Source organism: Pseudomonas sp. FP1154 (assembly GCF_030687245.1).
Classification (GTDB): Bacteria; Pseudomonadota; Gammaproteobacteria; order Pseudomonadales; family Pseudomonadaceae; genus Aquipseudomonas; species Aquipseudomonas rhizophila.
In genome coordinates this window covers 2,072,393-2,096,296 of record NZ_CP117465.1, presented here as the reverse complement: position 1 = coordinate 2,096,296, position 23,904 = coordinate 2,072,393, and the positions used below count along the sequence as shown (strand labels likewise).

The following is a 23,904-nucleotide window of genomic DNA, read 5'->3' as shown; positions in this document are numbered from 1 at the left end:
TCAGCATGTGGGCACGAATCGAAAACGGGACGGTAGTCGAAACTACCGACATTGATCCAATCGAGCGCTTTCACCCGGATTTATTCTGGCAAGCCTGTCCCACTGGGACACGGCCTGGCTGGACGATAGAGGAGGATGAATTTCTACCTCCGCCGACCGTCCCTGCCTCCGACCTGGCCGATGCTGAGCGGGTATGGCGCAACAATGAACTGCAATCAACCGAGTGGCTGGTTACCCGCCATCGTGATGAACAGGCCTTGGAGCGCCCCCCCACCCTGACCTCTGAGCAATACTCGGAACTACTCATCTATCGCCAGGCACTTCGAGACTGGCCTCAGACGGGGGACTTCCCAAACATAGAGTTCCGACCCATCGCGCCGTCATGGATAGCTGAGCAGATTCAGTAACGCTACTCCTTTTCTTCCTGTAACCCCCTCCCCTACAAGCCCCCGCGCTCGCCCAACAGGCGCGCGCGCGGCAGCCTGTGCACTGTCATCCCAATCACTGCGCAGGCAAACCCATGGCCGATTATCTTCACGGCGTGCGGGTCATCGAACTCAACGACGGCACCCGCCCCATTCGCACCATCCCCACCGCTGTTATCGGCATGGTCTGCACGGCCGACGACGCTGATGCCACCGCTTTCCCATTCGACACACCGGTACTGCTGACCAACGTCCAAACCGCCATCGGCAAAGCCGGCACCACTGGCACGCTGGCGAAGAGTCTTCAGGCCATCGCCGACCAGACCAAGCCCTACACCATCGTCGTGCGGGTGAAGGAAGGTGCCACCGAGGCAGAAACCACCAGCGCCCTGATCGGCACCACCACGGCAGAGGGCAAATACACCGGCATGAAAGCCCTGCTCGCTGCCAAGGCTCGCGTTGGCATGGTGCCGCGCATTCTGGGTGTGCCAGGCCTCGACAGCCTGCCGGTTGCCACCGCGCTGGTCACCATTGCGCAGCAGTTGCGTGGCTTCGCTTACGTCAGCGCCTGGGGCTGTAAAACCAAGGAAGAGGTGGTCGCCTACCGTGACAACTTCGGCGCTCGCGAAGCCATGGTCATCTGGCCGGAATTCCAGAACTGGAGCACCGTTACCAACGCGACCGTCACCGCCTCGGCCGTGGCCCGGGCATTGGGCCTGCGCGCCAAGATCGATCAGGACGTGGGCTGGCACAAAACGCTGTCCAACGTCGCGGTCAACGGCGTCACCGGCATCAGCGCCGACGTGTTCTGGGATCTGCAAAACCCGGCCACGGATGCCAACTACCTCAACAGCAACGAAGTCACCACGCTCATCAACGAAGGCGGCTTCCGCTTCTGGGGCAGCCGCACCACCAGCGAAGACCCGTTGTTCGCCTTCGAGAACTACACCCGTACCGCGCAGATTCTGGCCGACACCATGGCCGAGGCGCACATGTGGGCTGTGGACAAGCCGCTGCATGCCTCCCTGGTGCGCGACATCATCGAAGGGGTCAATGCCAAGTTCCGCGAGATGATCTCGGCGGGCTACCTGATCGGCGGCAAGTGCTGGTACCCGGAAGATGCCAACGATAAGGACACGCTCAAGGCCGGCAAGCTGTTCCTGGACTACGACTACACGCCGGTGCCACCGCTGGAAGACCTCACGCTGCGGCAACGCATCACCGACCGCTACCTGATCGACTTCGCCAGCAAGATCAACAGCTAACCTGGGCCTCCCCGCAAGGGGAGCTGTCCCCGCGTCAGCGCAACGGAGAACACCACCATGGCTATGCCCAGCAAGCTCAAGAACCTCAACCTTTTCAACGATGCCAACAGCTACCTCGCCGTAGTCAAATCCGTCACCTTGCCGCCGCTCGGTCGCAAGATGGAAGCCTATCGTGGCGGCGGCATGAACGGCCCGGTCAAGGCCGACATGGGCTTCTCGGACGACGGAATCCAGTTCGAATGGAAGACCGGCGGTCTGGATCTTATCGCTCTCAAACAGTTCGGCGCCGTCAATGCCTCGGGTATCGCCTTGCGCTTTACCGGCGCGTTCCAACAGGACGACACCGAGGAGGTCAGTGCCGTGGAAGTAGTCATGCGCGGCCGGCACGAGACCATAGAAATGGGCGATGCGCAGCCGGGCGAAGACACCGAGCACAGCATCACCACCACCTGCACCTATTACAAATTGATCGTCGATAACGAGGAAATCATCGAAATCGACCTGCTCAATTTCATCGAAATCGTCAATGGCGTGGACCTGCTGGCAGAGCAGCGCAAAGCCCTCGGCATCTGATCACTCTCGCCCTGCCCCAGGGCGGTTAACCATGCAATCTGGAGCCCCATATGAAACCTGAAGAAACCCTCGAAGCCCTGCCGCCGGTTGACGACAACACCGTCACCCTGGACACCCCGATCACCCGTGGCAAGACCGTCATCGACAGCATCACCCTGCGCAAACCGCAATCCGGCGAACTGCGCGGTGTGCAACTGGTGGACCTGCTGAATATGGACGTCGCCACCCTCATCAAAATCCTGCCGCGCATCAGCGCACCAGGCATCACCGCGCCCGAAGTCGCCAGCATGGACCCGGCCGACCTGCTCGCCTGTGGCAGCAAGATCTCCGGTTTTTTGTTGCAGAAGTCGGTGAAGACGGACGCGTCCCTCGTTGCGTAGAAGACGCCATGGCCGACTTGGCCGTGGTTTTCCATTGGGCACCGGCTGACATGGACCAGCTGGGCCTGCAAGAACTGATGGAGTGGCGCGAGCGCGCCCGGGTGCGGAGTTCCACCGATGGCGAATGACTTAAAACTTCAGGTGTTGCTCAACGCCATCGACAAGGCGAGCGGCCCCCTGAAGGCCATCAACAACGGCAGCATCGGTGCCGCCCGCGCCCTCAAGGAAGCCCGCGACCGCCTCAAGGAACTCAACACCCAACAGAAGGACATCAGCGCCTGGCGCACCCAGCGCGCTGCCGCCGAGCAAACCGAGCAAGCCCTCGTCGCCGCCCGCGACAAAGTACGGGCGCTTTCCCAGCAGTTCGCTGCCACCGGTGCGCCGACCAAGGCGATGACCAAAGACTTTCGAGCAGCCGTTCGCGAAGCGCAGAAACTCAAGGAACAACATCAACAACAGGGCGAACAGCTCCAGGCCCTGCGTAGCAAACTGCAAGGCGCCGGCATCAGCACCAAGAACCTCAGCAGTCACGAACGCCAGCTGCGCGAGCAAATCAGCGCCACTAACGCAAGCATCAGCGAACAGGGCAAACGCCTGGTCGCGTTGAATGCTCAGCAAAAGCGCCTTGCCATCGAGCGCGCCAAGCTGGAGAAAACCCAGAACCTCGCCGGCAACATGGCTATGAACGGCGCCGCCGGCCTGGGTGTGGGATATGCAGCGAGTCGGCCGGTGGCTAAGGCGATCGGTGCGTTTGCGCCGAACGAAGACTCGGCCACACAACTCAAGGTTTCTATGATGGACGACACCGGCAAGGTGTCTGAAGACTTCCAGAAAATCACCGACCTGGCGACCAAGCTGGGCGACCGCCTACCTGGTACCACGGCCGACTTTCAAGAAATGATGACCATGCTGCGGCGCCAAGGCCTGAGCGCCAAGAGCATTCTCGGCGGCACCGGCGAAGCGGCCGCATACCTGGGCGTTCAGTTGCAGATGCCGGTAACCGCCGCGGCTGAATTTGCCGCGAAGATGCAGGACGCCACCCGAACATCCGAAAAAGACATGATGGCGCTGATGGACATCATCCAGCGGGGGTTCTACTCGGGTGTAGACCCGACCAACATGCTCCAGGGCTTCAGCAAGATCGCGCCGGTCATGGACACCATCAAAAAATCGGGCATCGACGCGGCCGCCGAGCTGGCCCCGCTGCTGATCATGATGGACCAGGCTGGCATGGAAGGCGGCGCGGCCGGTAACGCCTACCGGAAGATCTTCCAGGCCGGCCTGGACAAGGACGGGGTCAAGGACGTCAACAAGATCATGGAGCTGGAAGGCAAAAACATCCGCTTCAAGTTCACCGACGACAAAGGCAACTTCGCAGGCCTGGACAACCTGTTCGCCCAGGTCGAAAAACTAAAGTCACTGAACGATGAGGACCGCACGTCCACAATCAAGCTGCTGTTCGGGGACGACTCCGAAACCATGACCACCTTGAACACCATGATGAACAAGGGGATCGCGGGTTATCGGGAAGTGCAACAGAAGCTGCAAAACCAAGCCGACCTGCGCAAACGGGTCAACGAACAACTCGCCACTCTCACCAACGTCATGGAGGCCGCAGAGGGCAGCTTCACCAACGCCCTGGCCGAGTTTGGCGCCGCTGTTGCGCCCGAACTGAAACAAATCATCAGCACCCTCGGGGAGGTTGCCAACAACATCGGCGCCTGGGCTCGGGAGAACCCACGATTGGCCGGCGGCCTGGTCAAGGTCGTAGCGGCTGTGGCCGGCCTGGCCTTCGTGTTTGGTGGCCTGGCATTGACGATGGCGAGCCTTCTCGGCCCATTCGCCATGGTGCGGTACGGCATGGGCATGTTTGGCATTCGCTTGGGCATTGTTAAGGCCCAGTTGATCGGCACGCGCACCGCAGCAGCAGGCGCCGGTACCAACATCGGCAGGCTTGGGAAAGTCTGGCGGTCCCTGGTAGCAACTCGCTCGGCGGGTGGTTTGCTCAGTGCGTTACCCGCTTTCGTTAGCAGCGCCCGCCTGGCTGCCGCCAGCGTGCTGCCGATGCTCGGCGGCGCGATCAGTGCGGTCGGTACCGCCATCATAGCGACGCCCATCGGCTGGCTGCTGGCGGCCATTGCTGCCCTGGTTGCTGCTGGCGTGCTGGTCTACAAATATTGGAACCCGATCAAGGGCTTCTTCCTCGGCTTCTGGCAAGGCCTGGTCGGGGCCTTGCAACCGGTACTCGATAGTTTCGCCGGGCTCGGCCAATCGCTTCTGAACCTGGGCCAGGCCGTCATGACGCTGCCAGGTGTCGGCGCGGCCATGGAGCTTCTGGGCAGCATCGCACGCCCCCTGTTCACTCTGATATCAGATGGCGTCAGCAGCCTGATCACCTGGTTCGGCCAGCTACTTGCGCCCGTCGAAGACGTCGGTGGCGCCGCTCAGTCAATGGGCGAACGTTTCGGTGCCGTCATCGGCAATATGCTCAGCCTTTTGTTAGGCCTGCCTGCACAGTTCGCTGAACTGGGCACGCAGATGATTCAAGGCCTGGCAAATGGCATCACCAACAGCCTGACCGTAGCCAAGGAGGCCATCACCGGCGCAGGCGATGCGGTGATTGGTTGGTTCAAGGAAAAGCTCGACATCCACAGCCCCTCCCGTGTGTTCGCAGAGCTGGGCGGCTTCACCATGGCCGGCCTGGCCCAGGGGCTTGAGGGCAGTCAGAACGGGCCACTGAGCGCCATGACCAGCCTGAGCAAACAACTCACGGCAGCCGGCACACTGGCCCTCGGCGCAACCGCCATGCCGCTGGCCGCCATGCCGTTGCCGCAATTCCCGGTCGGGGCTGCCGCTGCCTCTTCGTTGTCGATCGATGATCGGGCGCCCATCAGCCCTGCCCCGGCGCCGGTTCATGACAGCCACGACACCTACGAAATCAACATCCATACCACGCCAGGCATGGACGCCCAGGCGATCAGCCGCGCCGTACGGGCCGAGCTGGCGCGCATCGCCAGCGAAAAGGCCGCTCGCCAGCGCAGCAAACTGTCAGATCTGGAGTAATCCCTATGATGCTTGCCTTGGGCATGTTCGTGTTCAGCCTGTCCACCGCCGCTTACCAGGAGCTGCAACGCCAAACCGAATGGCGCCATGCGAGCAACAGCCGCGTCGGCGCCGCTCCGGCTCGGCAGTTTGTCGGGCGCGGCGACGACACCATCACCCTACCCGGCGTCATCCTCCCGGAGCTGGCCGGCAGCGCCCTTAGCCTCGACGCTCTGCGGCTGATGGCGAACACCGGCAAGGCCTGGCCGATGGTCGAAGGCAGCGGCCGCATCTACGGCTTGTGGATTATCGATGGTCTGAGCGAAACCAAAACGCTGTTCTTCCGTGACGGCACGCCTCGGCGTATTGAATTCACGGTCAACCTCAAGCGCATCGATGACGACCGGATCGATCTGCTCGGCGCCGGTACCAGCGCAGGCGTCAACATTTTGAGGGCGCTGCTGTGATTGATGCTGCCCTGTCCAAGGTTACCGGCTACGTAGAAGACCTGGTCGAACGCTACCGCCGCGATGCGGCCTACCCGGTGCCGGCGTTTCGTATCACGGTCGATGGCAACGACATCGCCCAATTGATCAGCCCACGACTGATGAGCCTGGAGCTGACCGACAATCGCGGGATCGAGGCCGACCAGCTCAGCATCACCCTCAGCGACCACGATGGGCTGCTGGCGATACCGCCCAAAGGCGCGACCATCCGACTGTGGCTGGGTTGGAGTGATACAGGCCTGGTGGACAAAGGCACCTACACGGTCGATGAAACCGAACACAGCGGCGCGCCGGATGTTTTGAGCATCCGCGCCCGCTCGGCGGACCTTCGCAAAGGCCTGAAGACCAAGCGCGAGCGCAGCTGGAGCAACACCACCCTCGGCGATGTTCTGGGCGATATCGCCCTGGGTAACGGCCTTACCGCCACCATCGCCGGCGCCCTGGACGGATTGCCCATCCTTCAGCTGGACCAGGCCAACGAATCCGACGCCAACCTGATCAGCCGCGTGGGGGAAGAGTTCGACGCAGTGGTCACCGTCAAGGCCGGTTGTCTGCTGTGCCTGCCGGCGGGCGGCGGCAAGACGGCCACCGGCGCCGAGCTGCCGCATGTCACCCTCACCCGCATCGATGGAGACCAACACCGCTACCTGCAAGCTGACCGCGACAGCTACGACGGTGTGCGGGCCTATTTCTATGACGTGAACAGTGCTAAGAAACAGGAGGCCATTGCCGGCGGTGGTGAAAACCTCAAAGACCTGCGCCACACCTTCAGCGACCGCCAGTCCGCCTTGCGTGCTGCCCGGGCCGAGTTCAACCGCTTGCAACGCGGCAGCGCTACGCTCAGCTACACCCTGGCCCGGGGCAGGCCTGACCTGATTCCCGAACTGACCTACACGCTCCAGGGCGTGAAGCCTGAGATCGACGAGATCATCTGGTATGGCGGCAATGTGCAGCACACCCTTAGCCCGGACAATGGTTACACCGTCAGCCTAGAGCTGGAGAGCAAGTTGCCCGAGGATACGGTTGAGGGGTTGGCTGAGGAAAACAAAGGGGATTACACAGGGATCATCGCGTACTACCGCGACAAGAAAACAGGGAAGGAAAAGACTGTAACGGCGGGGGATCAGAGCAAACCGAGGCGGCTGCGGTGGTTGTATGCCACCGAGAAGACGGCGAAGCGGGCGGTTGATCGAGAGTGGAATCGTATGCGAGGGTAGCGAATCGACATCACTCTGCTATCTTCAGAGGCAGAATTCAAGAGACTAGCCCTATGACAGATCATTCAGTAGAAGAACTAGACAATAAGCTTTCTGCATTAGAGGATTTATTGCCAAAACTCGACCCGATTGGGAACGCTTTTTGGAAGACCACCGCAACTTTCCAAACATTACTAGACGCTACAACCTCAACATCTAGCACTGTCAAAACAACCAGCACTATAAGGCGCTTTACCCCAACAGGTCTATTCTACATAGACTCTATAGATTTCTATGCGGAAAATAACGAAAAACTAGCATCAAACTTGACCGTAACAATCAAACCAATTGGAGCCCAACCTTACAAACTGAAACTCTCGCTTGTAGACAAAGCGACCTTCGCATATGGATACGTTAGAAAATTCTGTGAATGGTTTGAAATATCAAGCGATTCAATCATATACAAACCCACACTCAAAAAAATCTCAGTTTTTGGCTGCGACTCCACCCTGCTTTCCGAGTACGCCAAAGACATTCAACAAATATTAGACTTAAAGAGGAGCATATCAGCATTCAAAACAAAAGCAAAATCAGAATACCAGGATATACTTTCCGAGACAGAAAAATTAACAGAGGAGTCGCTCAACCTCACCAACTCCATAACCATAACAAAGGAAGAGATAGCCAACCTGGATGCAGAACAGCTTCTACTTAAATCCGCACTTGAAAGCAGCAACAAAGAACTTACAAAGCTTAACTTATCCGTTCTAAATGCAGAAAACAATCTTACCAATGCAACCAACAACACAGCTCAGCTAAAAGAAAGTGCTGAAAAACTGAACAAGCAGATCTCAAACCTAAACGCCGACCTAGCAAAGCTAACCAACGATAAGAACTTAATATCCGATGAGTATGGTCCCTACGTAAAGGAGGGTAACACCCAAGCTAAAATCTACTTATCCCTAATAATACTTCCACTGCTAGCTATTATTTTTTCGGTTTATCAAGTCTACGTTGGGGCTAGCAATCTCCTAGCAGCACAATACACCTCCTTCATGGATGTATTAGCCGCCTTCATCTTAAGAATTCCATTTGCAGCGATCTTTGGACTGGCAATTATTTATAGCTGGAAACTCGCACTAGCAATGATACAAAAAGTTTTCAAAATTCATAGCGATCGATTAACACTTGCTAAACTTTTGGTAGTAGCAAGAGAAACCGTTCACTCTTCGGCAAAAAATTTAGACATAACAGACCATGAAAAATTCCAAGAACAAACCGCCCTTAAAATTGAAGTATTAAAAAGCCATATGGCACGTGATCTCAATGAAGGCTTTTCTTACAAACCCGTACCTAACCAGAAACAATCAGTAAAAGAAGCTTCAGCTGAGGCTTCACCGGAAGCAGTTAATGATGAGTTTGTACCACAGGATGTGAAAAGTCCTGCTTAACGCACGAGTCAGCATAATCGTAAGAAAACCCGGCTCATGGCCGGGTTCATTTTACTTAGGGGTTAGGAGCACATCGAGAAAGCGAATTATATCTTTCTGACTAACCTCGTCGAGAAGCCTGAAAAGCAGCACAAACTTCCGTTCACGCTCATTCAATTCAGACCATCCAATTGCTTCAGATTGATCGACATCTACCTTTTTCATCACCGACATGTGTCACTCCATTCAACACGTTCGGGTGCCCGATACCAACATCGGTACCAACCAAAGCACCCGGGGAGCGAGCAATTTTCAGCATGTTTGGCTGTGTCATCAGCCTAGGAGATTAAAAATTCATTACAAATTACGCACCACTGCAAAGCGCCTGGGCACGCTGAACGATATCGCTGTAGTCCATCTTGATGGACGGTATCGAGGGATTGGCCTTGGTGATGTCCTGACCGTCCGACCAACCACGATCTTTTGCCTGGCTCCGAGCACTACCGCTCAATGCATAGACGGTTCCATCCGAGGTTCGGGCCAACGCCTTGGGCGAAGGCCCAAAGCACAACAGGTCAACGCTATCGACCGTAAAAGGCCAAGCGTCTCCGTAATCCTTGCTCGAAACTGTCTGGGTCCTCTCCTTGGCCCCACACATACCCGAAGCGAGCATTGCCAGCGTCACTACCGATAACGTCATCCTTTTCATGCCACAACTCCTTATTTTTTCACTGTAAAAGCCCTGAGTAGGCGCATCACCGCGCCTTTGTCCTCATCGTCCAGACTGCGCACGTGCATCACGATTTCCAAGTCGTCGTTGGAAAGCTGATTTTCGCCCACGGATGAGCGCTGGCCGGTTACCACGTAAAGGACGTCCACCCCTTGTTCAGCAACTGCTGCCAGGTAACTGGCATCTGGGCTGCGCTCGCCCTTTTCATAGTTGTACTGACTGTTTTTCGAGGCGCCAGCCTTCGACGCGAACTCGGTCTGATTGAAGCCCAAGCGCTCGCGCTCTTCTTTCAGGCGATCACCAATTCCCACAAACGTCTCCACGACGAGTTGACATTCCCACATTCATGGGAAATACTCCGTCTGTCATCACACGAAATCACACGAAACGAGACTATGCCGAACGCATACCCCACGGAGCAAGCTTGCCGAAAGGCACGTGAGCGCCTCGCGCATCAAGGCCTCTCTGCCAAAGACTGGGCCGATCAGCACAACTTGACCCCGTCCACGGTGTACGCCGTGTTGAACGGACAGAAGAAATGTCTGCGGGGCGAGTCCCACCGCGCTGCGGTGTTGCTCGGTATCAAAGACGGCGTCGTCCCAAATTAGGCCCGTTGGCTCAGGTAGGAAACCAGAAGATGAAACGCTCAGTTCTAGCCAACCGCAAAGACGTAGTCAGCGCCGTCATTGCCGCTTATCCCGGGGGCCGGCATTACGCCGCAACTGACCTTGGGATGCCGATCAAGAAGTTTGACAACCAAGCCTATGAGAACGCTGGCAGCCGGCCGCTGAGCGACGAACATATCCATCGCCTCGAGCAAGTTGCGGGTACGTCATACCTCGCGGATTACATCACCGGCATGTATGGCGGCATGTTTGTGCCCGTCGCGGTGCCTGGAACGCTGGATAACGTCGAGCTGTACAACCGCTCCGTAAGAGCTGCCGCCAAGCGTGGGTTGGTTGACCAGATCATTGCCCAGGCCCTGGACGACGGTGTCATCGAGCAGAGTGAGGCCGAAGTCATTGTTTCCGCACTGATGAAGTACATGTCAGCCCGCTACGCCGAAGTGCTAGCGACCATTCAACTGCACGGCCGGGGGTTCGCTGGGTGAGCACCTACAAACTTGTCTGCCCTCACTGCCTCGGCCGCATGCGTATCCGCACCAGCGAAGGCACGCACATCTTCCTGCGGGTGGCCTACCTGCAATGCACCAACGAGGCCTGCGGCTGGTCGGTGCGAGCTGAGTTCGAAATGACTCATGAAATGAGCCCCAGCGGCATGGCGAACCCCTCCGTCAAGCTGCCCATCGCCGACATTGCCCTGCGCCGTGCCGCGATGAAGTCCGCCAACGATCAACCCGACCTGCTCGACCAAATGGAAATGGAGTGTGCGCAATGAACCATGAACAGCTTGACCACGACTACCGCAGCAGCATGCAACGGGCGGCGTTTGCCTACCTGCAACGGCACGAAGCGCAGCACCTGGTGGAATCAGATCTGTTGTACGAAAACTGCGTTCGGCACATGACCACCGCGCTGGAAGTGCCGGTGTTCATGGCGCAGAAGCTGGTGCACAACGCTTGGACTGAATTGCAAGTCATCAACCAGCGCAAGTGGATCGGCGTGGACTGGGGCAACAGCCCAGGCAGCACGGTCGTCCACCTGATCGATACCCGGGCTGACCTTCGGTATCCGGTTCCGGCAAGGCTGCTGCCGCAAACCCTGCTCGCCCAGCGCGATGACGCGCTGAAGCAACACCCTCAGTAATCCCCGTTTAAACAACCTGCCCTGCCCCGCTTCCCGTGGGTTTGGGTGAGCTTTGCCCGAAATCCGAGGTGGACCATGCAAATCGACGTCGCCATCAACGCAAAACTGCCACGCGAAGAGGCTGAAGCGCTGCTCCAAGCGCTACGGAACCAGTACGCCCAGCAGTTTAACGAGCATTGGTACGACGACCGCTTTCGCATGATCCCAGAAGGGTTGCGGCATGGCTCGTTGCTCGCGGCCTTCCCGGTGATGGCCGCGCAAAAACGCCTGATTGGCGCCCTTAAATACAGTCTCGGCGAAGTGAAGTAAGACCCGATGAATAAGCGACTCGACATTTCCCATGGCTCAAAAACTTATGTACGTAAGCCCATGGAACACAAGCTGCGCGCTGATGTGCTTCAGCGCCTTGAGTCCGATTACGGCCTGCAACACATGGTCGGTACGAATTACATGCGCAAGGGCACTTGCCCTCAGTGCAACCAGAAGCGCTTGTTTTCTCGCCATGATGAACCCTGGTTTATTCGCTGCGGCCGTGAGGACAAGTGCCGATACCAGGCCCCAGTCAAGGAGCTTTACCCCGACCTTTTTGACGACTGGAGCAAGCGAGCGCCAGCCACCAACGATGAGCCAACAGCTACTGCAAAGGCATACCTCACCTTTGCTCGCGGCTTTCGGCTGGAGCTGATTGAGGGCTGGTACACCCAGGAAAGTTACTTTGACCGCGACCTGAATATTGGCTCGGCCACGGTGCGATTCCCCCTGGAGCACGGCGGGTACTGGGAGCGCTTGATCGACCAGCCCTCACGCTTCGGTAAGAAGAAGGCTCGCTTCCAACCCAAGCAAAGCTACAAGGGCTACTGGTGGTGTCCACCTTGTGTCGATGTTCTCCAGGTTGATGAACTGTGGATCGTCGAGGGCATTTTCGACGCCATAGCGCTCATCCATAACGGCATTTCCGCAGTCGCCGCGTTGTCCTCCAACGCTTTTCCCGAAGAGTCGTTAAAGGCCTTGATAGCGGACCGTAGCGGGAAGCCGCCGAAGTTGGTCTGGGCCCTGGATAACGAGCCTGGCGCGCAAAAGTACACCAAGTCGTGGGTCAGGCAGGCTCGCGAGCTGGGTTTCGTTTGCGAGGCCGCGCAGATCCCGCAACCAGATGCTCGCAAGGTCGATTGGAACGATCTGCATCAACGCTGGGCGTTTCTGGACGGTGACGAGGCACGTGCCCAGCGGATCGACAAAGACCTCAAAGAAGCCAAGCATCAGGGCGCTCTGCTGATCGCCGAGAGCGCCACCGATAAAGCATTGCTCATGTACCAGTGGCGGGAACGGGAGGAGTTTCACTTCTGTTTCGACTCCCGCTTGTACTGGTGGAAGTTGGATATTTCCAAGTTCAACAGCGCCAAACAGGCGCTCGATGACAGCGACAAAAAAGAAGACCAATTACTCAACGAAAAGGCCATTCGCGAAAAGGCACTGCGCATGTCTGGCTGCGTGGTCGAGATCGCGAATTGCTACCCCAAGGCACTGTATTTCCAGCGCAACGAGATAACCGACGAGTCCTGGTATTTCTTCCGCGTCGATTTCCCGCACGACGGTGGCTCTGTGAAAAACACCTTCACGGGCGGCCAGGTCGCTGCTGCCAGCGAGTTTAAGAAACGACTTCTCGGCATGGGCGCCGGTGCGGTGTTCACCGGCAGCGGACAGCAGCTGGACAAGATCATGAAAGACCAACTGTTCGGCATTAAAACCGTCCAGACCATCGACTACGTCGGCTACAGCCGGGAGTACGGGTGCTATGTATTCAACGACGTGGCCGTTCGCGAAGGGCAACTGATCACCATCAACGAAGAAGAGTTTTTCGAAATGGGCAAGCTGAAACTCAAGAGCTTGCAGAAAGGAGTCAAGATCCAACTCACCAAAGACGCGAAGAACTATGACCCGCGCTGGCTGGATCTGCTCTGGCAATGCTTCGGTACCCAGGGCATCGTCGCTCTGACGTTTTGGTTCGGCTCGCTGTTCGCCGAGCAAATTCGTCATCGCTACCAGTCGTTCCCCTTCCTTGAGGCCACCGGTGAAGCCGGTGCCGGCAAGACAACCTTGCTGACGTTGTTATGGAAGCTACTCGGCCGTGATGGGTATGAGGGCTTCGACCCGTCCAAATCCACCAAGGCCGGCCGCAGCCGCTTGATGGGCCAGGTGTCTGGCATGCCTATCGTGTTGCTGGAATCCGACCGTAGTGGTGAGGACAAGGCACACGCCAAAACTTTCGAATGGGATGAGCTGAAGGATTATTACGGCGGCGGCACGCTGGCGACTAAAGGGGTTAAAACCGCCGGCAACGAAACGTACGAGCCGCCATTCCGGGGAACCATTGCCATCAGCCAGAACGCGCCGGTGGTGGCCTCTGAAGCGATCATGACCCGCATCGTCAAACTGCACTTCGTGCGGCCGAACGTGACCCCAGAGAGCCGCGCAGCTGCGGACTTACTCAACGCTTTGGAAGGCGCGACGCTGAGCAACTTCGTGTTGCAGGCCGTGCGCAAAGAAGCCGAGGTCATGGATCTGTTTGCACAGTGCCTGCCCGGCTACGAAGCGAAACTGCGCTGCCTGCACTCGCACTGCTTCGCTTGCGACACTCCTTTCAAAGATGAACAAAGCGACTGCGTACATTGCGGCAACAAGCTGCGCGGCTATATCCGTGTCGAGCGGATCAACAAGAACCACGCCCAATTGCTCGCGTTGCTCGACTGCCTGCGAATGGTGGTTTCGCTCACCGATGCGCAGATCAGCAACACCCGCACCCAGATTATTCGCATGGCGATAGAGCGCCAGGCCTCCATCAGTTCCGATCATCCGGTCGTGGCCGAATTTTGGGAGGTGTACGAGTACCTGGAAGGCCTCGACGCCGATGGGCCCGTGGTCAACCACAGCAAGAAAGACAACATCATCGCCATCAACCTCAACGACTTCGTGAAGTGCGCCGCAGAACATCGCCAGAAAATTGCCGATGTCAGCGAGCTGCGCGAGCGGCTGAAGGACTCCCGCTCTCGAAAGCTGATCGACATCAACAAAGCGACGGATAGCGCGGTGCGGGCTCACCAGGCCAAGCACAGCAACGCGGTCATCACCAAGCAGCCCATCGTGAAGTGCTGGCACTTCCAGGCCTGACCAATCGACAGCAACACACACCAGGCGCGGCAACGCCTGCCATTCGAGGAGAAGCACCATGCAAAACGAAACTCTCAAAGATGCCTTTGACGAGCTGTTCCAGTACCAGGCCGAGCGTCCGGCCATCCGCAAAGCCGGTGTCGAGGCGCTTGTTCGCTTGCTGCCGGTCGCGCAACGCGACACCGGGCAAAGCGGGGTCATCGGGCGCTTTCTGCTCGGTTTGTACAACGGCCCGGCACATCCGTTTGACCTGACCGAGCTGCGCCGTCTCGACGCTGGCCTATTCGACGACTGCATTGCCGTCCTGCGGCTGGATAACAGCCCCGAGCAAGAGGTTCACACCTACTTCCCCGACGGCGATGCGATCTGGCAGGACCTGCGCAGGGCCTGGGCATGAAGTGGGCAGCGAAACGCAACCGAGACGGACAAGTGCAGCAGAACTGCTGGATTACCGACAGCGGCTACACGGTGGCCGAGTGCCGGTTGCCTGAAGCGCGCTACCCGATCACTCGCCCAGGCGGCGAACTGCCTTTCGCGTATGCGAAGGATCGGGACGAAGTCATAGCGATCATTAAGCAAGACCAGGCCAGAACGGCCTGAAAAGACGGTGCCGGGGAGCGGCAACTCCCCGACACCTACCACCAAAGGAGAAGCACCATGCAAGTGAATCAAACCCAAGGTAGCGCCGCAGAGGCTACCACAACCCCGTTGGCTATCGGCGACACGGTCAGCTACGTGGCAATCAGTGGCGGCGGTCGCAGCTATCGCTTCAGTGCTCGCAAAGCTGTGATCGAAGAGATCGACGGCGACGTAGCCACATTGCGTAGCGCCAATGGACGCACCACCACCCAGCCGCTGAACAAATTGACACCGGACGGCCAACCCAACGCCCTGACACGCATGCTCATGGGAGGGAAGTAATTATGGCTGTCAGCCCAGCGCGGACACGGCCAGTCATGGCAAGTCAACGCCTCGACCTGCCCAGCCGCTGCGATATCTGTGGCAAAGCGCGCTCCACCCGCAAGCACCAGGCCTGTAGCCGTATTCGGCAGCAGCGCAAATCGCTGGAGTGGGCCGCTCTTATGGCCGAGCGGGAAGCGATCAGACAAAACAAAACGCGTCGATACGCACGCTGACTATCAAAAAAGGCGGAACGGGGGAGCGGCAACTCCCCCACCGCTTACGAGGAGAAGCACCATGCAAGCAAACATGCCCCGTGGAGGCGATGCGAAGGTCCAGGCCAAGCTACGCAAGCTAATGGCCCTCGCAGAGCGTGGCGAAGGCGGCGAGAAGGATAATGCGCAACGCATGCTGAATAACTTGTTAGCGCGTCACGGTTTAACCATCGACGACTTAAACGACGAGTGCCGAGAAATCCGTTGGTTTCCGATTTTGAACGTGTACGACCGTAGGCTCGCGGCGCAGATCATGTCCAAGGTGTGCGACATATGTACACCTGGCCTGTACACCAGCCGGGGCCGACCAAAGAAGGTCGGCGTGGAAGTTACACCGGCTGAGGCAATTGAGTTCAAGCTTCACTACGACGCATTGCGAAACGCGCTGGCCGCGCACTTCGACGAGGCCTTCTCCGCATTTGTACAGGCCAACCGATTATTTCCCGCAACCCCATCAGGCAGTAAGGAGATGGAGCTGAGCGAGAGCGATATGCGGGTCGTCTCTATGGCTTCAGCGATAAAACCAACACCTGTCCGCCCCCGCCTTGGGCGGAAGGGGAACGTATGACGGTCCTCTTGCTTTTGTACTTATGCAGCGACGCAACTCGTACTGACTGCCAGGTTTTGCCTGCCCAGAGCTGGCATGGGCCGGATGCCTATGAGCAATGTATCGGCGCGTTGCCACGGCTCACCAACGCGCTGAGCGCAACGAATCGGAATAGGCACAGGTTCATTTGCGAGATTCAGGCGAACGAGGCGCAACCTGCAGGACGTACCGCCCGGCCGACGCTCATTCATCAATCGTTTCGGATGTGAGAGACATCATGAACACAGCCTTTATCCTGATGGCCCAGTACGACGGCCAAGCGATTATCTCGCTGGAGCAGGTTTGCCGGGACTACTTCACGCACCTGACACCTGACATGTTCCAGCGCAAGGTGATGAGCGGTCAGATCAAGATACCCATCACCCGCCTGGAACGTAGCCAGAAGTCGGCCAGGGGGATCCACTTAACCGACCTGGCTGCGTATCTCGATCTACAGCGCGCAGCCGCGGTTAAAGAGAACAGCCAGCTCAACGGGTTAAAACACGCCTTTTAAGCCACTTCATTGATGCGGCGCCCAGTTGGACGGGCGCCCTCAATATCTCTTCGTACCATTCCCAACCCACATAGCGATCCCCCTTGCCACGTAGGTGGGTGTAGCGCCTCAACGAATTCCAGTCCCTGTGTCCTGAAACGCTCGCCACTCGGGGGATATCCCAGTCCATTTCGAACAGACGGCTTACACCCTCGTGCCGGAGGTCATGGAAGTGCAGATTCTGGATATTCAGGATCTTGCAGGCCTTCGCCCAGGATGAGGAAATTGATTCAGGGCTATAGGGGAAAATATCTTCGCCGGCACGGGGCATGGTCTTGAGAATCCTCCAGGCCTCGTCTGGCAGGTAGCACCACACGTCGTTACCGATCTTCTGGCCCGGGTTCTTCATGTCGCGTACCAGCACCCGCTGGCCGGGCTCGTCGAGATCGTCCCAGCGAATCCGGGTGATTTCGTCGAGGCGACGCGTCGAAAACAAGGCGAAGCCCACCACTTTCATCATGTTGATAATGCTTCGACGCCTGGCCTGCATGTCCTGGTAGTGCTTCATGAGCGCCCCCAGCTCGTCCAACGTAGGGCGCCGGTCACGCTCGCGGCTTTTCAAGTTGTAGCCGAGCTTGCGCAGTACGCGCCGTGCGCCCCCCATCGCCAGAGGATCAAGCTGGTAACCCCAAGCGTCCTTGCCGATGGAAAGCACCGCGCCGAGGTGGGCCAGGTCGTTGCCGGCGGTCTGCGCCTGGACGCCTCCCCCCTCGGGGCTCATCCGCCATAACGCGTAATCGACCAGGCATTGGGTGTTGACCTCTGTATCGGCCAGCTTGCCCATGTACGTTTCGCCTATGGCCGTAAGGGTTGCACGCTTGGTCTTGCCCAGCGGCCGGGCCTTCTCAACCTCGATAAGGTACTGGTCAATCATGTCTTTGAGCGTGACGCCTTTGCGGCTCGCCCGCTCAATCGCACCAGGTTCATCCAATTCGGATTCGCGCTTGCGTGCCCAGGCCTGCGCCGCCTGTTTTCGGGCGAAGGTTTGGCTCTCTTGATAGACTTGCACTCCGTCGCGCTTGATGCGGATCTGAGCCGTGTAGCTAACAGACCCATCCGCCAGTTTTCTTGCCCTGATAGTCGCCATGTCAAAAGTGGTACGCGTCAGTTTTTAAGTGGTACATCGTACCACCGAGCCCTAAAAAACGCCTGAAAACGCCCGAAATCACGCCCAGAACACGTTGAGTAAAATGCTAGATAAACAGAGCCTTAGCCCAGTAAATACGCGGCCTACGCTGTCTCGGCGCTTCAGTGTTGCACCCATGATGGATTGGACTGACCCCCACTGCCGGTTCTTCCTACGCATCCTCTCCAAACACGCCCTGCTCTACACCGAGATGGTCACCACTGGCGCGTTGCTCAACGGCGATCACGAGCGTTTCCTGCGCCACCACGAAGCCGAGCATCCCCTGGCGCTTCAGCTCGGCGGCAGTGTCCCGGCCGATTTGGCCGCGTGCGCGCGGATGGCTCAGGAGCATGGCTATGATGAGGTCAATCTCAACGTCGGCTGCCCAAGCGATCGCGTGCAGAACAACATGATTGGTGCATGCCTGATGGGGCATCCTGAGTTGGTGGCCGATTGTGTGAAGGCGATGCGTGATGCTGTGTCGATTCCGGTGACGGTCAAGCATCGGATCGGGATCAACGGGCGGGACAGTTACGAGCAGTTGTGTGAGTTCGTCGGGACGGTGCGTGACGCCGGTTGTACGAGTTTTACCGTGCATGCGCGGATTGCGATTCTGGAGGGGCTGTCGCCCAAGGAGAACCGTGAGATCCCGCCGCTGCGGTATGACGTGGCGGCACAGTTGAAGAAGGATTTCCCGGAGCTGGAGATTGTGCTCAACGGCGGGATCAAGACGCTGGAAGCCTGCCACGAGCATTTGCAGACATTCGACGGTGTGATGCTGGGGCGCGAGGCGTATCACAACCCGTATCTGCTGGCCGAGGTGGATCAACAACTGTTTGGCAGCAGCGCACCTGTCATCAGTCGGGCCGAGGCGTTGGCGCAGTTGCGGCCTTATATCGCCAAGCACCTGGACGCCGGCGGAGCGATGCATCACATCACTCGCCATGTACTGGGGCTGGGTACCGGGTTTCCTGGGGCGCGCCGTTTTCGGCAGTTGTTGTCGGTGGACATCCACAAAACCAAAGACCCGTTGGCGCTGCTGGATCAGGCGGCGGGCATGCTGGAAGGACGCTGACCGTCACTTGTTTTGAACCTGAGTCCTGTTTTGGCATCGTATCTACCGATACCCGCCCCGGCCTTTCAAACATCCGTTTTCAGGTTGTTGCCGCTGGGGCCATCGATCCCCCTTCACGCCCTTGAGTGGCTGCCGGCCCTCGGGTAATGTCAACAGACCCATAGGACAGAGCACGCTCATGACTTCCAAGCTGGAACAACTCAAACAATTCACTACCGTAGTGGCCGATACCGGCGACTTCGAAGCCATCGCCCGCGTTAAACCCGTGGATGCCACCACCAACCCTTCCCTGCTGCTCAAGGCCTCGGCCATTCAAGGCTACGCCGAGCTGCTGAACGCCTGTGTGGCCGATTGCAAGGGCGATGTGGGCCTGGCCAGCGACCGTTTTGGCGTGGCGGTCGGGCAAGAGATTCTCAAGGTGATTCCGGGGCGTATTTCCACTGAAGTGGATGCGCGTCTGTCGTTCGACACCGAGGCCATGCTGAAACGTGCGCATCGCCTGATCGACCTGTACGAAAAGGCCGGCGTTGGCCGCGATCGCGTGCTGATCAAGATCGCGTCCACCTGGGAAGGTATTCGCGCCGCCGAGCAGCTGGAGCGTGAAGGCATCCAGTGCAACCTGACACTGCTGTTTTCCTTCGCCCAGGCTGCGGCTTGTGCCGATGCCGGCGTGTTCCTGATTTCGCCTTTTGTCGGCCGCATCTACGACTGGTACAAGAAGGCCAACGGCAACGACTACACCGGTGCCGATGATCCGGGCGTGCAGTCGGTGACGCGTATCTACAACTACTACAAGGCCAATGACTACAAGACCGTGGTCATGGGCGCAAGCTTCCGCAACCTCAACCAGATCGAGCAACTGGCCGGCTGCGACCGTTTGACGGTCAGCCCGGATCTGCTGGAGAAACTGGCCGCTGACGAGGGCAAGCTGGAACGCAAACTGGCGCCTGGGCAAGCCGGCGAGGCGCGCTTGAGCCTCAATGAAGCGCAGTTCCGCTGGTTGTCCAACGAGGACGCCATGGCGACTGAGAAACTGGCTGAAGGCATTCGTCAGTTCGCCCGGGACCAGGAGAAGCTTGAGGCGTTGCTGCAAGCCAAGCTTTGAGGTGATTTCGAAGTCATAAAGAAGGGCGAACCTGGGTGGGTTCGCCCTTTTTTATAGGCTTGGGAAGGTGGCGGCTGGCCGGGCGCCATCGCGAGCAGGCTCGCTCCCACAGGGGGATTTGTGCAGATTCGGAGATCGTGGTCGATGCGAGACCTTGTGAGAGCGAGCCTGCTTGCGATGAGGCCCGCTCAGTCTACGCAAAACCTATGAATCAGGGCCGCTCCAGCGCACTCACCAGGTCATGGAACGCTTCACGATTGGAGTCGTTCAGCCCCATGAGGATCTTATGGGCTTCGAGCACCTTGATCCGCACTTCCTCTTCCGATTGATCCTGATCGGGCAGATCGTCCAGGCACTCAGGGCATGGCACGGGATCGCCGACGATATTGAATACCTGGTCAAAGCCCATGGATTGCAGCAACCGGGTGATGTCGTTGTGGGTGGTGACCACGGTCGGCAGCAGGCCGACCTTTTGCCGCGACAGGATCGACAGCTTGGCCAGCAGGCCCAGGGTGGTGCTGTCGATGCTGCGGGTTTCGGTCAGGTCGATCACGATGGCGTTGAAGTTCAACGCGGTGAAGATCCGCTCAATAGTCGCATCCAGCGCCGAACAGAGAGTCAGACGCACTTCACCGACAAACTTCAGGACAAAGGTGCCGTCCTGCTCGGCGAACTGGATTCTACCGGTACTCATCAAAGATTCCTGCTCAACACTAACAGGGCGATATCATCCGGCATCTCCCCTAGCGTGGCTAATCCAAACACTTGACGCAAGCCTTCCAGGCTGCCGCCCGCTGCGCTTACCCGTTCAGGCAAGGCCGCTTCTTTCTCTTTGAGTGTAGGTTCTGACAAAAGGTCCAGAATGCCATCAGACATCAGCGTCAAACTGAAGGTCGGTGGCAGTTCCAGTACGTGGTCTTCGTAGGTGGCCTCGTTGAACAGGCCCACCGGCAAACCACGCCCTTCCAGGTAACGAACACTGTCAGGCGTATACAACACAGGCAACGGCAGATGACCGCCGATGCTATAGGTCAACAAACCCGTCTCCTCGTCGATGACCCCACCGACCATTGTCACGTGTTTGCCCAGCTTACAACTGATCAGGCCCCGGTTGATATGACCAAGGACTTCTGATGGCTTGAACTCAGGCAACGTGCCGTTGCGCTTGGATTCGAACAGCAGGCGCGTGGTCATGAACTTCAACAGTACCGTCACGAACGCTGACGAAGCGCCATGGCCGGAAACGTCCGCCAGATAGAACGCCACTCGACGTTCATCGACCCGGAAATAGTCGACGAAATCCCCCGACAGATACAAAGACGGGATGATCTGGTGGGCAAAACGGAAATCGTCGGCGGTCCAGGGACTGACCGGCAACATGTTCATCTGCACCTGGCGGCCGGCGTTCTGGTCTTCCTGCAACAGGTTCAGGCTGGCTTCCAGCTCGCGGTTGGCGGTTTCCAGCTTCTCGCGATAACGCTGGTTCTCCACCAACAGGCGCGAACGGTCCAGAGCCCGGCGCACCGAGTGCTCGAGCACGGCCAGGTCTTCAAGGGGCTTGATCAGGTAATCGGCCGCGCCCAGGCGCAACGCCTCAACCGCGTCGTTCATCACGCCCGCACCCGAAACCACGATGACCGGGGTCTGCGAGGAAAGCTCGGTGACTTGGCGAATGAGTTCGAGTCCGCCCATCTGCGGCATGCGCAGGTCGCAGATGACCAGGTCGGGCTTGTCTTGCTCGAATACCTGAAGACCCTGTTGACCGTTGCTGGCCTGCAGGACGCTGAAACCACTGTCTTCCAAGTAGGCTGCGAGGCTGGCTCGCACCACTTCGTCATCATCGATTATCAGCAGCGTGGCACTGGTTTTTGGCATGTGGGCAAACGGCGCCAGAATTAGGTTGGCGTAGCGGGCTGGGCAACTGGGCCTGGCGCTCACTACTGGATTCGCTTTCTAGCCTCTCTGTCGTACCGGATGTAGGCCCTTGTCCTACACACAGTTACATCAGAGGTGCCCTTCTAAGGCGCAGACGGTACTCCCATCCGCGGGGCGTTTCAAGCTCATGCAGATAGCCGCTTGCCGTCTTGGTTTGTCAAAGTACAGAGAGTTATAAGAACCGAGCGAAGCGTAACTCAATGGAAGGTTCGATCCCTGCTTAAACAGTGCCTCAAAACAAAGAAGGCGGCCCTGAGGCCGCCTTCCTGGGGTTACCGGGCGAAATTAAAAATCATCTTCGACCTGGCCATCCTTGACCTTGAATTCACGGTTTTGCAGGAAGGCGTTGCGGATAAACACATACTTGTCGCCACTCACCAGTTTTTCGGCGGACAACAGGCTGGCGCGGGTATCGACGATGTTCAGACCGAAGATCGAGTTACGCACCGAGACGTTGTCGATGTAACGATAAGGGGCCGTGTAGTCATCGACAAGCTTGGCCGGCGCGTCACGCAAGGTGCTTGGTCCCAACAACGGCAGCATCACGTACGGGCCACTGCCGACTCCCCAATAACCCAGGGTCTGGCCGAAATCTTCATCGCTGCGTTGCAGGCCCATATGGGTGCCCACGTCGAAGAACCCCAACAGGCCGAAGGTGGTGTTGAAGATCAACCGGGCCGTGTCGACCCCGGCTGCGGCCGGTTTGGCCTGCAGGACATTGTTGGCCAGATTGCCCACGTCGCCGATGTTGCGGAACATGTTGTGGATGCCGTCTTCGAGAAATTGCGGCGTCACGTACTGATAACCCTGAGCCAGCGGCTTGAGTGCGTAGGTATCAACGGTGTCGTTGAAGGTAAAGATCGGGCGGTTGATGCTTTCCCAAGGATCGTCTTCCGTTGCGGCCTGGGCGGCGAAGGGGACTAGCAGGACGCAGGCAGACAAACACAGCTGAGCTAGACAATGGCTCCAGCGCATAGGGAAAACTCCTTGGATTATTCAGGCAAGGGCGCCGAGCCCAGGCGGTAAGGGCGCTAGTATAAAGCGGAACGCTTGGATAGACAGCACTGAAAGAGAAGCTGCTCGTAGGATTTTTCCGCACCCGGCGCCTTCATTTCACTGTCATTGGACTGTCATTGAGGCACGTTAGGCTGCGGGATATTTCAAGGACGTTCCCATGCCCCGCGCCGAAACCCTGCCCCTGCCCTCCCCCAGCCTGACCGCCGTACTGTTTGGCTTGAGCGGTTGTCTGGTGGATTTCGGGGCAAGGGCGCGACAGTCAGGAGCAGTGCCCACCGAGCATTCGCAGCCAACCCCCGGCGCCCTCGAAAGCCTGCGCCTTTTGCAGCTTCAGGAGATTCCCTGCGCCTGGCTCGACGAACTGCCACCTGCCATCAGTCATAGCCTGGCTGCTTCGTTACCGGCGTGGATCAAATCGCCGCAACTTCCCGCAACAAATTATCCGTGGCCGGCCCCGCATGCCTGCTGGCAGGCCTTGATGGCGTTGAACGTCCAGCAATTGGACGGTTGCGTGCTGGTCAGCGGCGAGCCGCGCTTGTTGCAGTCGGGGCTCAATGCCGGCTTGTGGACCATCGGCCTGGCGTCCTGCGGCTCGCTGTGTGGCCTGGCGCCGAACGAATGGCAGCTCCTGAGCCAACAGGAACGAGAGACCAAGCGCGCCAAAGCCACCGTGCAGTTGTTCGGCCTGGGCGTGCATTCGGTGATCGATCACCTGGGTGAACTCGACACCTGCCTGGCGGATATCAGCCTGCGTCGGCTCAAAGGTGAAAAGCCCTGACCGAGATCATGCAGGGTGCACGAGGGTGGATTACTCTTAAGGCAAGCCACGGACTTTTGACGCACCGTCGCGG

General features: G+C 58.2%; 30 protein-coding genes. 23 read left to right on the top strand and 7 right to left on the bottom strand.

The genetic code is table 11. The features are described from left to right. Nucleotides 1–5: 5 nt before the first annotated feature. The 9 genes from PSH91_RS09530 to PSH91_RS09490 all read left to right on the top strand — a co-directional run bounded on the left by PSH91_RS09530 (nucleotide 6) and on the right by PSH91_RS09490 (nucleotide 8,838). A complete protein-coding gene (locus PSH91_RS09530) occupies nucleotides 6–407 on the top strand; it encodes a phage tail assembly chaperone (RefSeq protein ID WP_305467985.1) in 402 nt (133 codons plus the stop codon). A gap of 113 nt (nucleotides 408–520) precedes the next feature. Further along, nucleotides 521–1,690, top strand: a complete 1,170-nt coding sequence (locus PSH91_RS09525; protein ID WP_305467983.1) for a phage tail sheath protein — start codon at nucleotides 521–523, stop codon at nucleotides 1,688–1,690. 57 nt (nucleotides 1,691–1,747) lie between these two features. After that, a complete protein-coding gene (locus tag PSH91_RS09520; protein ID WP_305467982.1) occupies nucleotides 1,748–2,263 on the top strand; it encodes a phage major tail tube protein in 516 nt (171 codons plus the stop codon). A 50-nt stretch (nucleotides 2,264–2,313) separates the two neighbouring features. Then, nucleotides 2,314–2,643: a phage tail assembly protein gene (locus PSH91_RS09515; protein ID WP_305467980.1), complete on the top strand. Its 330-nt coding sequence runs from the start codon at nucleotides 2,314–2,316 to the stop codon at nucleotides 2,641–2,643. Nucleotides 2,644–2,651: 8 nt separating this feature from the next. Then, nucleotides 2,652–2,771: a GpE family phage tail protein gene (locus tag PSH91_RS09510; protein WP_003183333.1), complete on the top strand. Its 120-nt coding sequence runs from the start codon at nucleotides 2,652–2,654 to the stop codon at nucleotides 2,769–2,771. Continuing rightward, on the top strand, nucleotides 2,761–5,706 hold the full coding sequence (locus PSH91_RS09505; protein ID WP_305467978.1) for a phage tail tape measure protein: 2,946 nt from the start codon (nucleotides 2,761–2,763) through the stop codon (nucleotides 5,704–5,706). The genes PSH91_RS09510 and PSH91_RS09505 overlap by 11 nt, the downstream gene beginning before the upstream one ends. 5 nt (nucleotides 5,707–5,711) lie before the next feature. After that, nucleotides 5,712–6,152, top strand: coding sequence for a phage tail protein (locus PSH91_RS09500; RefSeq protein WP_027912651.1), 441 nt, complete (start codon nucleotides 5,712–5,714; stop codon nucleotides 6,150–6,152). Continuing rightward, entirely contained in the window at nucleotides 6,149–7,408 is a 1,260-nt protein-coding gene (locus tag PSH91_RS09495; RefSeq protein ID WP_305467976.1) for a phage late control D family protein, read from the top strand. The genes PSH91_RS09500 and PSH91_RS09495 overlap by 4 nt, the downstream gene beginning before the upstream one ends. Nucleotides 7,409–7,461: 53 nt before the next feature. Beyond that, nucleotides 7,462–8,838 (top strand): hypothetical protein, encoded by a 1,377-nt coding sequence (locus tag PSH91_RS09490; protein WP_305467974.1) that lies wholly within the window; start codon nucleotides 7,462–7,464, stop codon nucleotides 8,836–8,838. A gap of 51 nt (nucleotides 8,839–8,889) precedes the next feature. Here the strand turns inward: PSH91_RS09490 and PSH91_RS09485 are convergent, their stop codons facing one another. The 3 genes from PSH91_RS09485 to PSH91_RS09475 all read right to left on the bottom strand — a co-directional run bounded on the left by PSH91_RS09485 (nucleotide 8,890) and on the right by PSH91_RS09475 (nucleotide 9,858). Beyond that, nucleotides 8,890–9,051, bottom strand: a complete 162-nt coding sequence (locus PSH91_RS09485) for a hypothetical protein (protein WP_305467972.1) — start codon at nucleotides 9,049–9,051, stop codon at nucleotides 8,890–8,892. Nucleotides 9,052–9,181: 130 nt separating this feature from the next. Next, nucleotides 9,182–9,526 (bottom strand): DUF2511 domain-containing protein, encoded by a 345-nt coding sequence (locus PSH91_RS09480; protein ID WP_305467970.1) that lies wholly within the window; start codon nucleotides 9,524–9,526, stop codon nucleotides 9,182–9,184. An 11-nt stretch (nucleotides 9,527–9,537) separates the two neighbouring features. Continuing rightward, nucleotides 9,538–9,858 carry a helix-turn-helix domain-containing protein gene (locus tag PSH91_RS09475; protein ID WP_305467968.1) on the bottom strand — a complete coding sequence of 107 codons (321 nt, stop codon included), beginning with the start codon at nucleotides 9,856–9,858 and terminating at the stop codon, nucleotides 9,538–9,540. 84 nt (nucleotides 9,859–9,942) lie between these two features. Between PSH91_RS09475 and PSH91_RS09470 the strand changes: the two genes are divergently transcribed. The 11 genes from PSH91_RS09470 (at nucleotide 9,943) to PSH91_RS09415 (ending at nucleotide 16,756) form a co-directional block, all read left to right on the top strand. Then, nucleotides 9,943–10,155, top strand: coding sequence for a DNA-binding protein (locus tag PSH91_RS09470; protein WP_305467966.1), 213 nt, complete (start codon nucleotides 9,943–9,945; stop codon nucleotides 10,153–10,155). Nucleotides 10,156–10,184: 29 nt separating this feature from the next. Next, the gene (locus PSH91_RS09465; protein WP_305467964.1) at nucleotides 10,185–10,658 is read left to right on the top strand and encodes a YmfL family putative regulatory protein; all 474 of its coding nucleotides are present in this window, start codon (nucleotides 10,185–10,187) and stop codon (nucleotides 10,656–10,658) included. Beyond that, a complete protein-coding gene (locus PSH91_RS09460; protein ID WP_003183346.1) occupies nucleotides 10,655–10,945 on the top strand; it encodes an ogr/Delta-like zinc finger family protein in 291 nt (96 codons plus the stop codon). Before PSH91_RS09465 ends, PSH91_RS09460 begins: the two co-directional genes overlap by 4 nt. After that, entirely contained in the window at nucleotides 10,942–11,313 is a 372-nt protein-coding gene (locus PSH91_RS09455) for a hypothetical protein (protein ID WP_305467962.1), read from the top strand. The genes PSH91_RS09460 and PSH91_RS09455 overlap by 4 nt, the downstream gene beginning before the upstream one ends. Before the next feature lie 75 nt (nucleotides 11,314–11,388). Beyond that, nucleotides 11,389–11,622, top strand: coding sequence for a hypothetical protein (locus PSH91_RS09450; RefSeq protein ID WP_305467960.1), 234 nt, complete (start codon nucleotides 11,389–11,391; stop codon nucleotides 11,620–11,622). Between the two features lie 6 nt (nucleotides 11,623–11,628). Continuing rightward, nucleotides 11,629–14,481, top strand: a complete 2,853-nt coding sequence (locus PSH91_RS09445) for a toprim domain-containing protein (RefSeq protein ID WP_305467959.1) — start codon at nucleotides 11,629–11,631, stop codon at nucleotides 14,479–14,481. Between the two features lie 58 nt (nucleotides 14,482–14,539). Beyond that, nucleotides 14,540–14,878, top strand: a complete 339-nt coding sequence (locus PSH91_RS09440; RefSeq protein ID WP_305467958.1) for a hypothetical protein — start codon at nucleotides 14,540–14,542, stop codon at nucleotides 14,876–14,878. After that, nucleotides 14,875–15,081, top strand: a complete 207-nt coding sequence (locus PSH91_RS09435) for a hypothetical protein (RefSeq protein WP_305467957.1) — start codon at nucleotides 14,875–14,877, stop codon at nucleotides 15,079–15,081. The genes PSH91_RS09440 and PSH91_RS09435 overlap by 4 nt, the downstream gene beginning before the upstream one ends. Before the next feature lie 57 nt (nucleotides 15,082–15,138). Next, the gene (locus PSH91_RS09430) at nucleotides 15,139–15,402 is read left to right on the top strand and encodes a hypothetical protein (protein WP_305467955.1); all 264 of its coding nucleotides are present in this window, start codon (nucleotides 15,139–15,141) and stop codon (nucleotides 15,400–15,402) included. Nucleotides 15,403–15,678: 276 nt separating this feature from the next. Beyond that, complete coding sequence (locus PSH91_RS09420) at nucleotides 15,679–16,224, top strand: DUF2786 domain-containing protein (protein ID WP_305467951.1); 546 nt, start codon at nucleotides 15,679–15,681, stop codon at nucleotides 16,222–16,224. 256 nt (nucleotides 16,225–16,480) lie between these two features. Then, entirely contained in the window at nucleotides 16,481–16,756 is a 276-nt protein-coding gene (locus PSH91_RS09415; RefSeq protein ID WP_305467949.1) for a pyocin activator PrtN family protein, read from the top strand. Here the strand turns inward: PSH91_RS09415 and PSH91_RS09410 are convergent. After that, nucleotides 16,731–17,882 carry a site-specific integrase gene (locus PSH91_RS09410; RefSeq protein ID WP_305467947.1) on the bottom strand — a complete coding sequence of 384 codons (1,152 nt, stop codon included), beginning with the start codon at nucleotides 17,880–17,882 and terminating at the stop codon, nucleotides 16,731–16,733. The genes PSH91_RS09415 and PSH91_RS09410 overlap by 26 nt on opposite strands. A gap of 103 nt (nucleotides 17,883–17,985) precedes the next feature. On the opposite strand from PSH91_RS09410, the gene dusA reads away from it, so the two are divergent. Together dusA and tal are read left to right on the top strand one after the other, a co-directional pair. Continuing rightward, nucleotides 17,986–18,996: a tRNA dihydrouridine(20/20a) synthase DusA gene (dusA, locus tag PSH91_RS09405; protein ID WP_305467945.1), complete on the top strand. Its 1,011-nt coding sequence runs from the start codon at nucleotides 17,986–17,988 to the stop codon at nucleotides 18,994–18,996. A gap of 178 nt (nucleotides 18,997–19,174) precedes the next feature. Beyond that, nucleotides 19,175–20,101: a transaldolase gene (gene tal, locus PSH91_RS09400; protein WP_047227233.1), complete on the top strand. Its 927-nt coding sequence runs from the start codon at nucleotides 19,175–19,177 to the stop codon at nucleotides 20,099–20,101. 211 nt (nucleotides 20,102–20,312) lie between these two features. On the opposite strand, the gene rssC is transcribed toward tal, so the two are convergent. The 3 genes from rssC to PSH91_RS09385 all read right to left on the bottom strand — a co-directional run bounded on the left by rssC (nucleotide 20,313) and on the right by PSH91_RS09385 (nucleotide 23,011). Then, complete coding sequence (gene rssC / locus PSH91_RS09395; protein ID WP_047227232.1) at nucleotides 20,313–20,795, bottom strand: anti-sigma factor antagonist RssC; 483 nt, start codon at nucleotides 20,793–20,795, stop codon at nucleotides 20,313–20,315. Further along, nucleotides 20,795–21,976: a two-component system response regulator RssB gene (rssB, locus tag PSH91_RS09390; protein ID WP_076385574.1), complete on the bottom strand. Its 1,182-nt coding sequence runs from the start codon at nucleotides 21,974–21,976 to the stop codon at nucleotides 20,795–20,797. Before rssB ends, rssC begins: the two co-directional genes overlap by 1 nt. A gap of 345 nt (nucleotides 21,977–22,321) precedes the next feature. Beyond that, entirely contained in the window at nucleotides 22,322–23,011 is a 690-nt protein-coding gene (locus PSH91_RS09385; protein ID WP_047227230.1) for a VacJ family lipoprotein, read from the bottom strand. 199 nt (nucleotides 23,012–23,210) lie between these two features. Here PSH91_RS09385 and PSH91_RS09380 point away from each other — a divergent pair, with 199 nt between their 5' ends. Then, entirely contained in the window at nucleotides 23,211–23,831 is a 621-nt protein-coding gene (locus tag PSH91_RS09380; protein WP_305467943.1) for an HAD family phosphatase, read from the top strand. The last annotated feature ends 73 nt before the right edge of the window (nucleotides 23,832–23,904 follow it).

What these genes read in the sequence shown, in the direction of transcription:
- PSH91_RS09530 (WP_305467985.1), top strand. Translation starts at nt 6, where the DNA reads ATGTGGGCACGAATCGAAAACGGGACGGTAGTCGAAACTACCGACATT.
- PSH91_RS09525 (WP_305467983.1), top strand. Translation starts at nt 521, where the DNA reads ATGGCCGATTATCTTCACGGCGTGCGGGTCATCGAACTCAACGACGGC.
- PSH91_RS09520 (WP_305467982.1), top strand. Translation starts at nt 1,748, where the DNA reads ATGGCTATGCCCAGCAAGCTCAAGAACCTCAACCTTTTCAACGATGCC.
- PSH91_RS09515 (WP_305467980.1), top strand. Translation starts at nt 2,314, where the DNA reads ATGAAACCTGAAGAAACCCTCGAAGCCCTGCCGCCGGTTGACGACAAC.
- PSH91_RS09510 (WP_003183333.1), top strand. Translation starts at nt 2,652, where the DNA reads ATGGCCGACTTGGCCGTGGTTTTCCATTGGGCACCGGCTGACATGGAC.
- PSH91_RS09505 (WP_305467978.1), top strand. Translation starts at nt 2,761, where the DNA reads ATGGCGAATGACTTAAAACTTCAGGTGTTGCTCAACGCCATCGACAAG.
- PSH91_RS09500 (WP_027912651.1), top strand. Translation starts at nt 5,712, where the DNA reads ATGATGCTTGCCTTGGGCATGTTCGTGTTCAGCCTGTCCACCGCCGCT.
- PSH91_RS09490 (WP_305467974.1), top strand. Translation starts at nt 7,462, where the DNA reads ATGACAGATCATTCAGTAGAAGAACTAGACAATAAGCTTTCTGCATTA.
- PSH91_RS09485 (WP_305467972.1), bottom strand. Translation starts at nt 9,051, where the DNA reads ATGTCGGTGATGAAAAAGGTAGATGTCGATCAATCTGAAGCAATTGGA.
- PSH91_RS09480 (WP_305467970.1), bottom strand. Translation starts at nt 9,526, where the DNA reads ATGAAAAGGATGACGTTATCGGTAGTGACGCTGGCAATGCTCGCTTCG.
- PSH91_RS09470 (WP_305467966.1), top strand. Translation starts at nt 9,943, where the DNA reads ATGCCGAACGCATACCCCACGGAGCAAGCTTGCCGAAAGGCACGTGAG.
- PSH91_RS09465 (WP_305467964.1), top strand. Translation starts at nt 10,185, where the DNA reads ATGAAACGCTCAGTTCTAGCCAACCGCAAAGACGTAGTCAGCGCCGTC.
- PSH91_RS09455 (WP_305467962.1), top strand. Translation starts at nt 10,942, where the DNA reads ATGAACCATGAACAGCTTGACCACGACTACCGCAGCAGCATGCAACGG.
- PSH91_RS09450 (WP_305467960.1), top strand. Translation starts at nt 11,389, where the DNA reads ATGCAAATCGACGTCGCCATCAACGCAAAACTGCCACGCGAAGAGGCT.
- PSH91_RS09445 (WP_305467959.1), top strand. Translation starts at nt 11,629, where the DNA reads ATGAATAAGCGACTCGACATTTCCCATGGCTCAAAAACTTATGTACGT.
- PSH91_RS09440 (WP_305467958.1), top strand. Translation starts at nt 14,540, where the DNA reads ATGCAAAACGAAACTCTCAAAGATGCCTTTGACGAGCTGTTCCAGTAC.
- PSH91_RS09435 (WP_305467957.1), top strand. Translation starts at nt 14,875, where the DNA reads ATGAAGTGGGCAGCGAAACGCAACCGAGACGGACAAGTGCAGCAGAAC.
- PSH91_RS09430 (WP_305467955.1), top strand. Translation starts at nt 15,139, where the DNA reads ATGCAAGTGAATCAAACCCAAGGTAGCGCCGCAGAGGCTACCACAACC.
- PSH91_RS09420 (WP_305467951.1), top strand. Translation starts at nt 15,679, where the DNA reads ATGCAAGCAAACATGCCCCGTGGAGGCGATGCGAAGGTCCAGGCCAAG.
- PSH91_RS09415 (WP_305467949.1), top strand. Translation starts at nt 16,481, where the DNA reads ATGAACACAGCCTTTATCCTGATGGCCCAGTACGACGGCCAAGCGATT.
- PSH91_RS09410 (WP_305467947.1), bottom strand. Translation starts at nt 17,882, where the DNA reads ATGGCGACTATCAGGGCAAGAAAACTGGCGGATGGGTCTGTTAGCTAC.
- dusA (WP_305467945.1), top strand. Translation starts at nt 17,986, where the DNA reads ATGCTAGATAAACAGAGCCTTAGCCCAGTAAATACGCGGCCTACGCTG.
- tal (WP_047227233.1), top strand. Translation starts at nt 19,175, where the DNA reads ATGACTTCCAAGCTGGAACAACTCAAACAATTCACTACCGTAGTGGCC.
- rssC (WP_047227232.1), bottom strand. Translation starts at nt 20,795, where the DNA reads ATGAGTACCGGTAGAATCCAGTTCGCCGAGCAGGACGGCACCTTTGTC.
- rssB (WP_076385574.1), bottom strand. Translation starts at nt 21,976, where the DNA reads ATGCCAAAAACCAGTGCCACGCTGCTGATAATCGATGATGACGAAGTG.
- PSH91_RS09385 (WP_047227230.1), bottom strand. Translation starts at nt 23,011, where the DNA reads ATGCGCTGGAGCCATTGTCTAGCTCAGCTGTGTTTGTCTGCCTGCGTC.
- PSH91_RS09380 (WP_305467943.1), top strand. Translation starts at nt 23,211, where the DNA reads ATGCCCCGCGCCGAAACCCTGCCCCTGCCCTCCCCCAGCCTGACCGCC.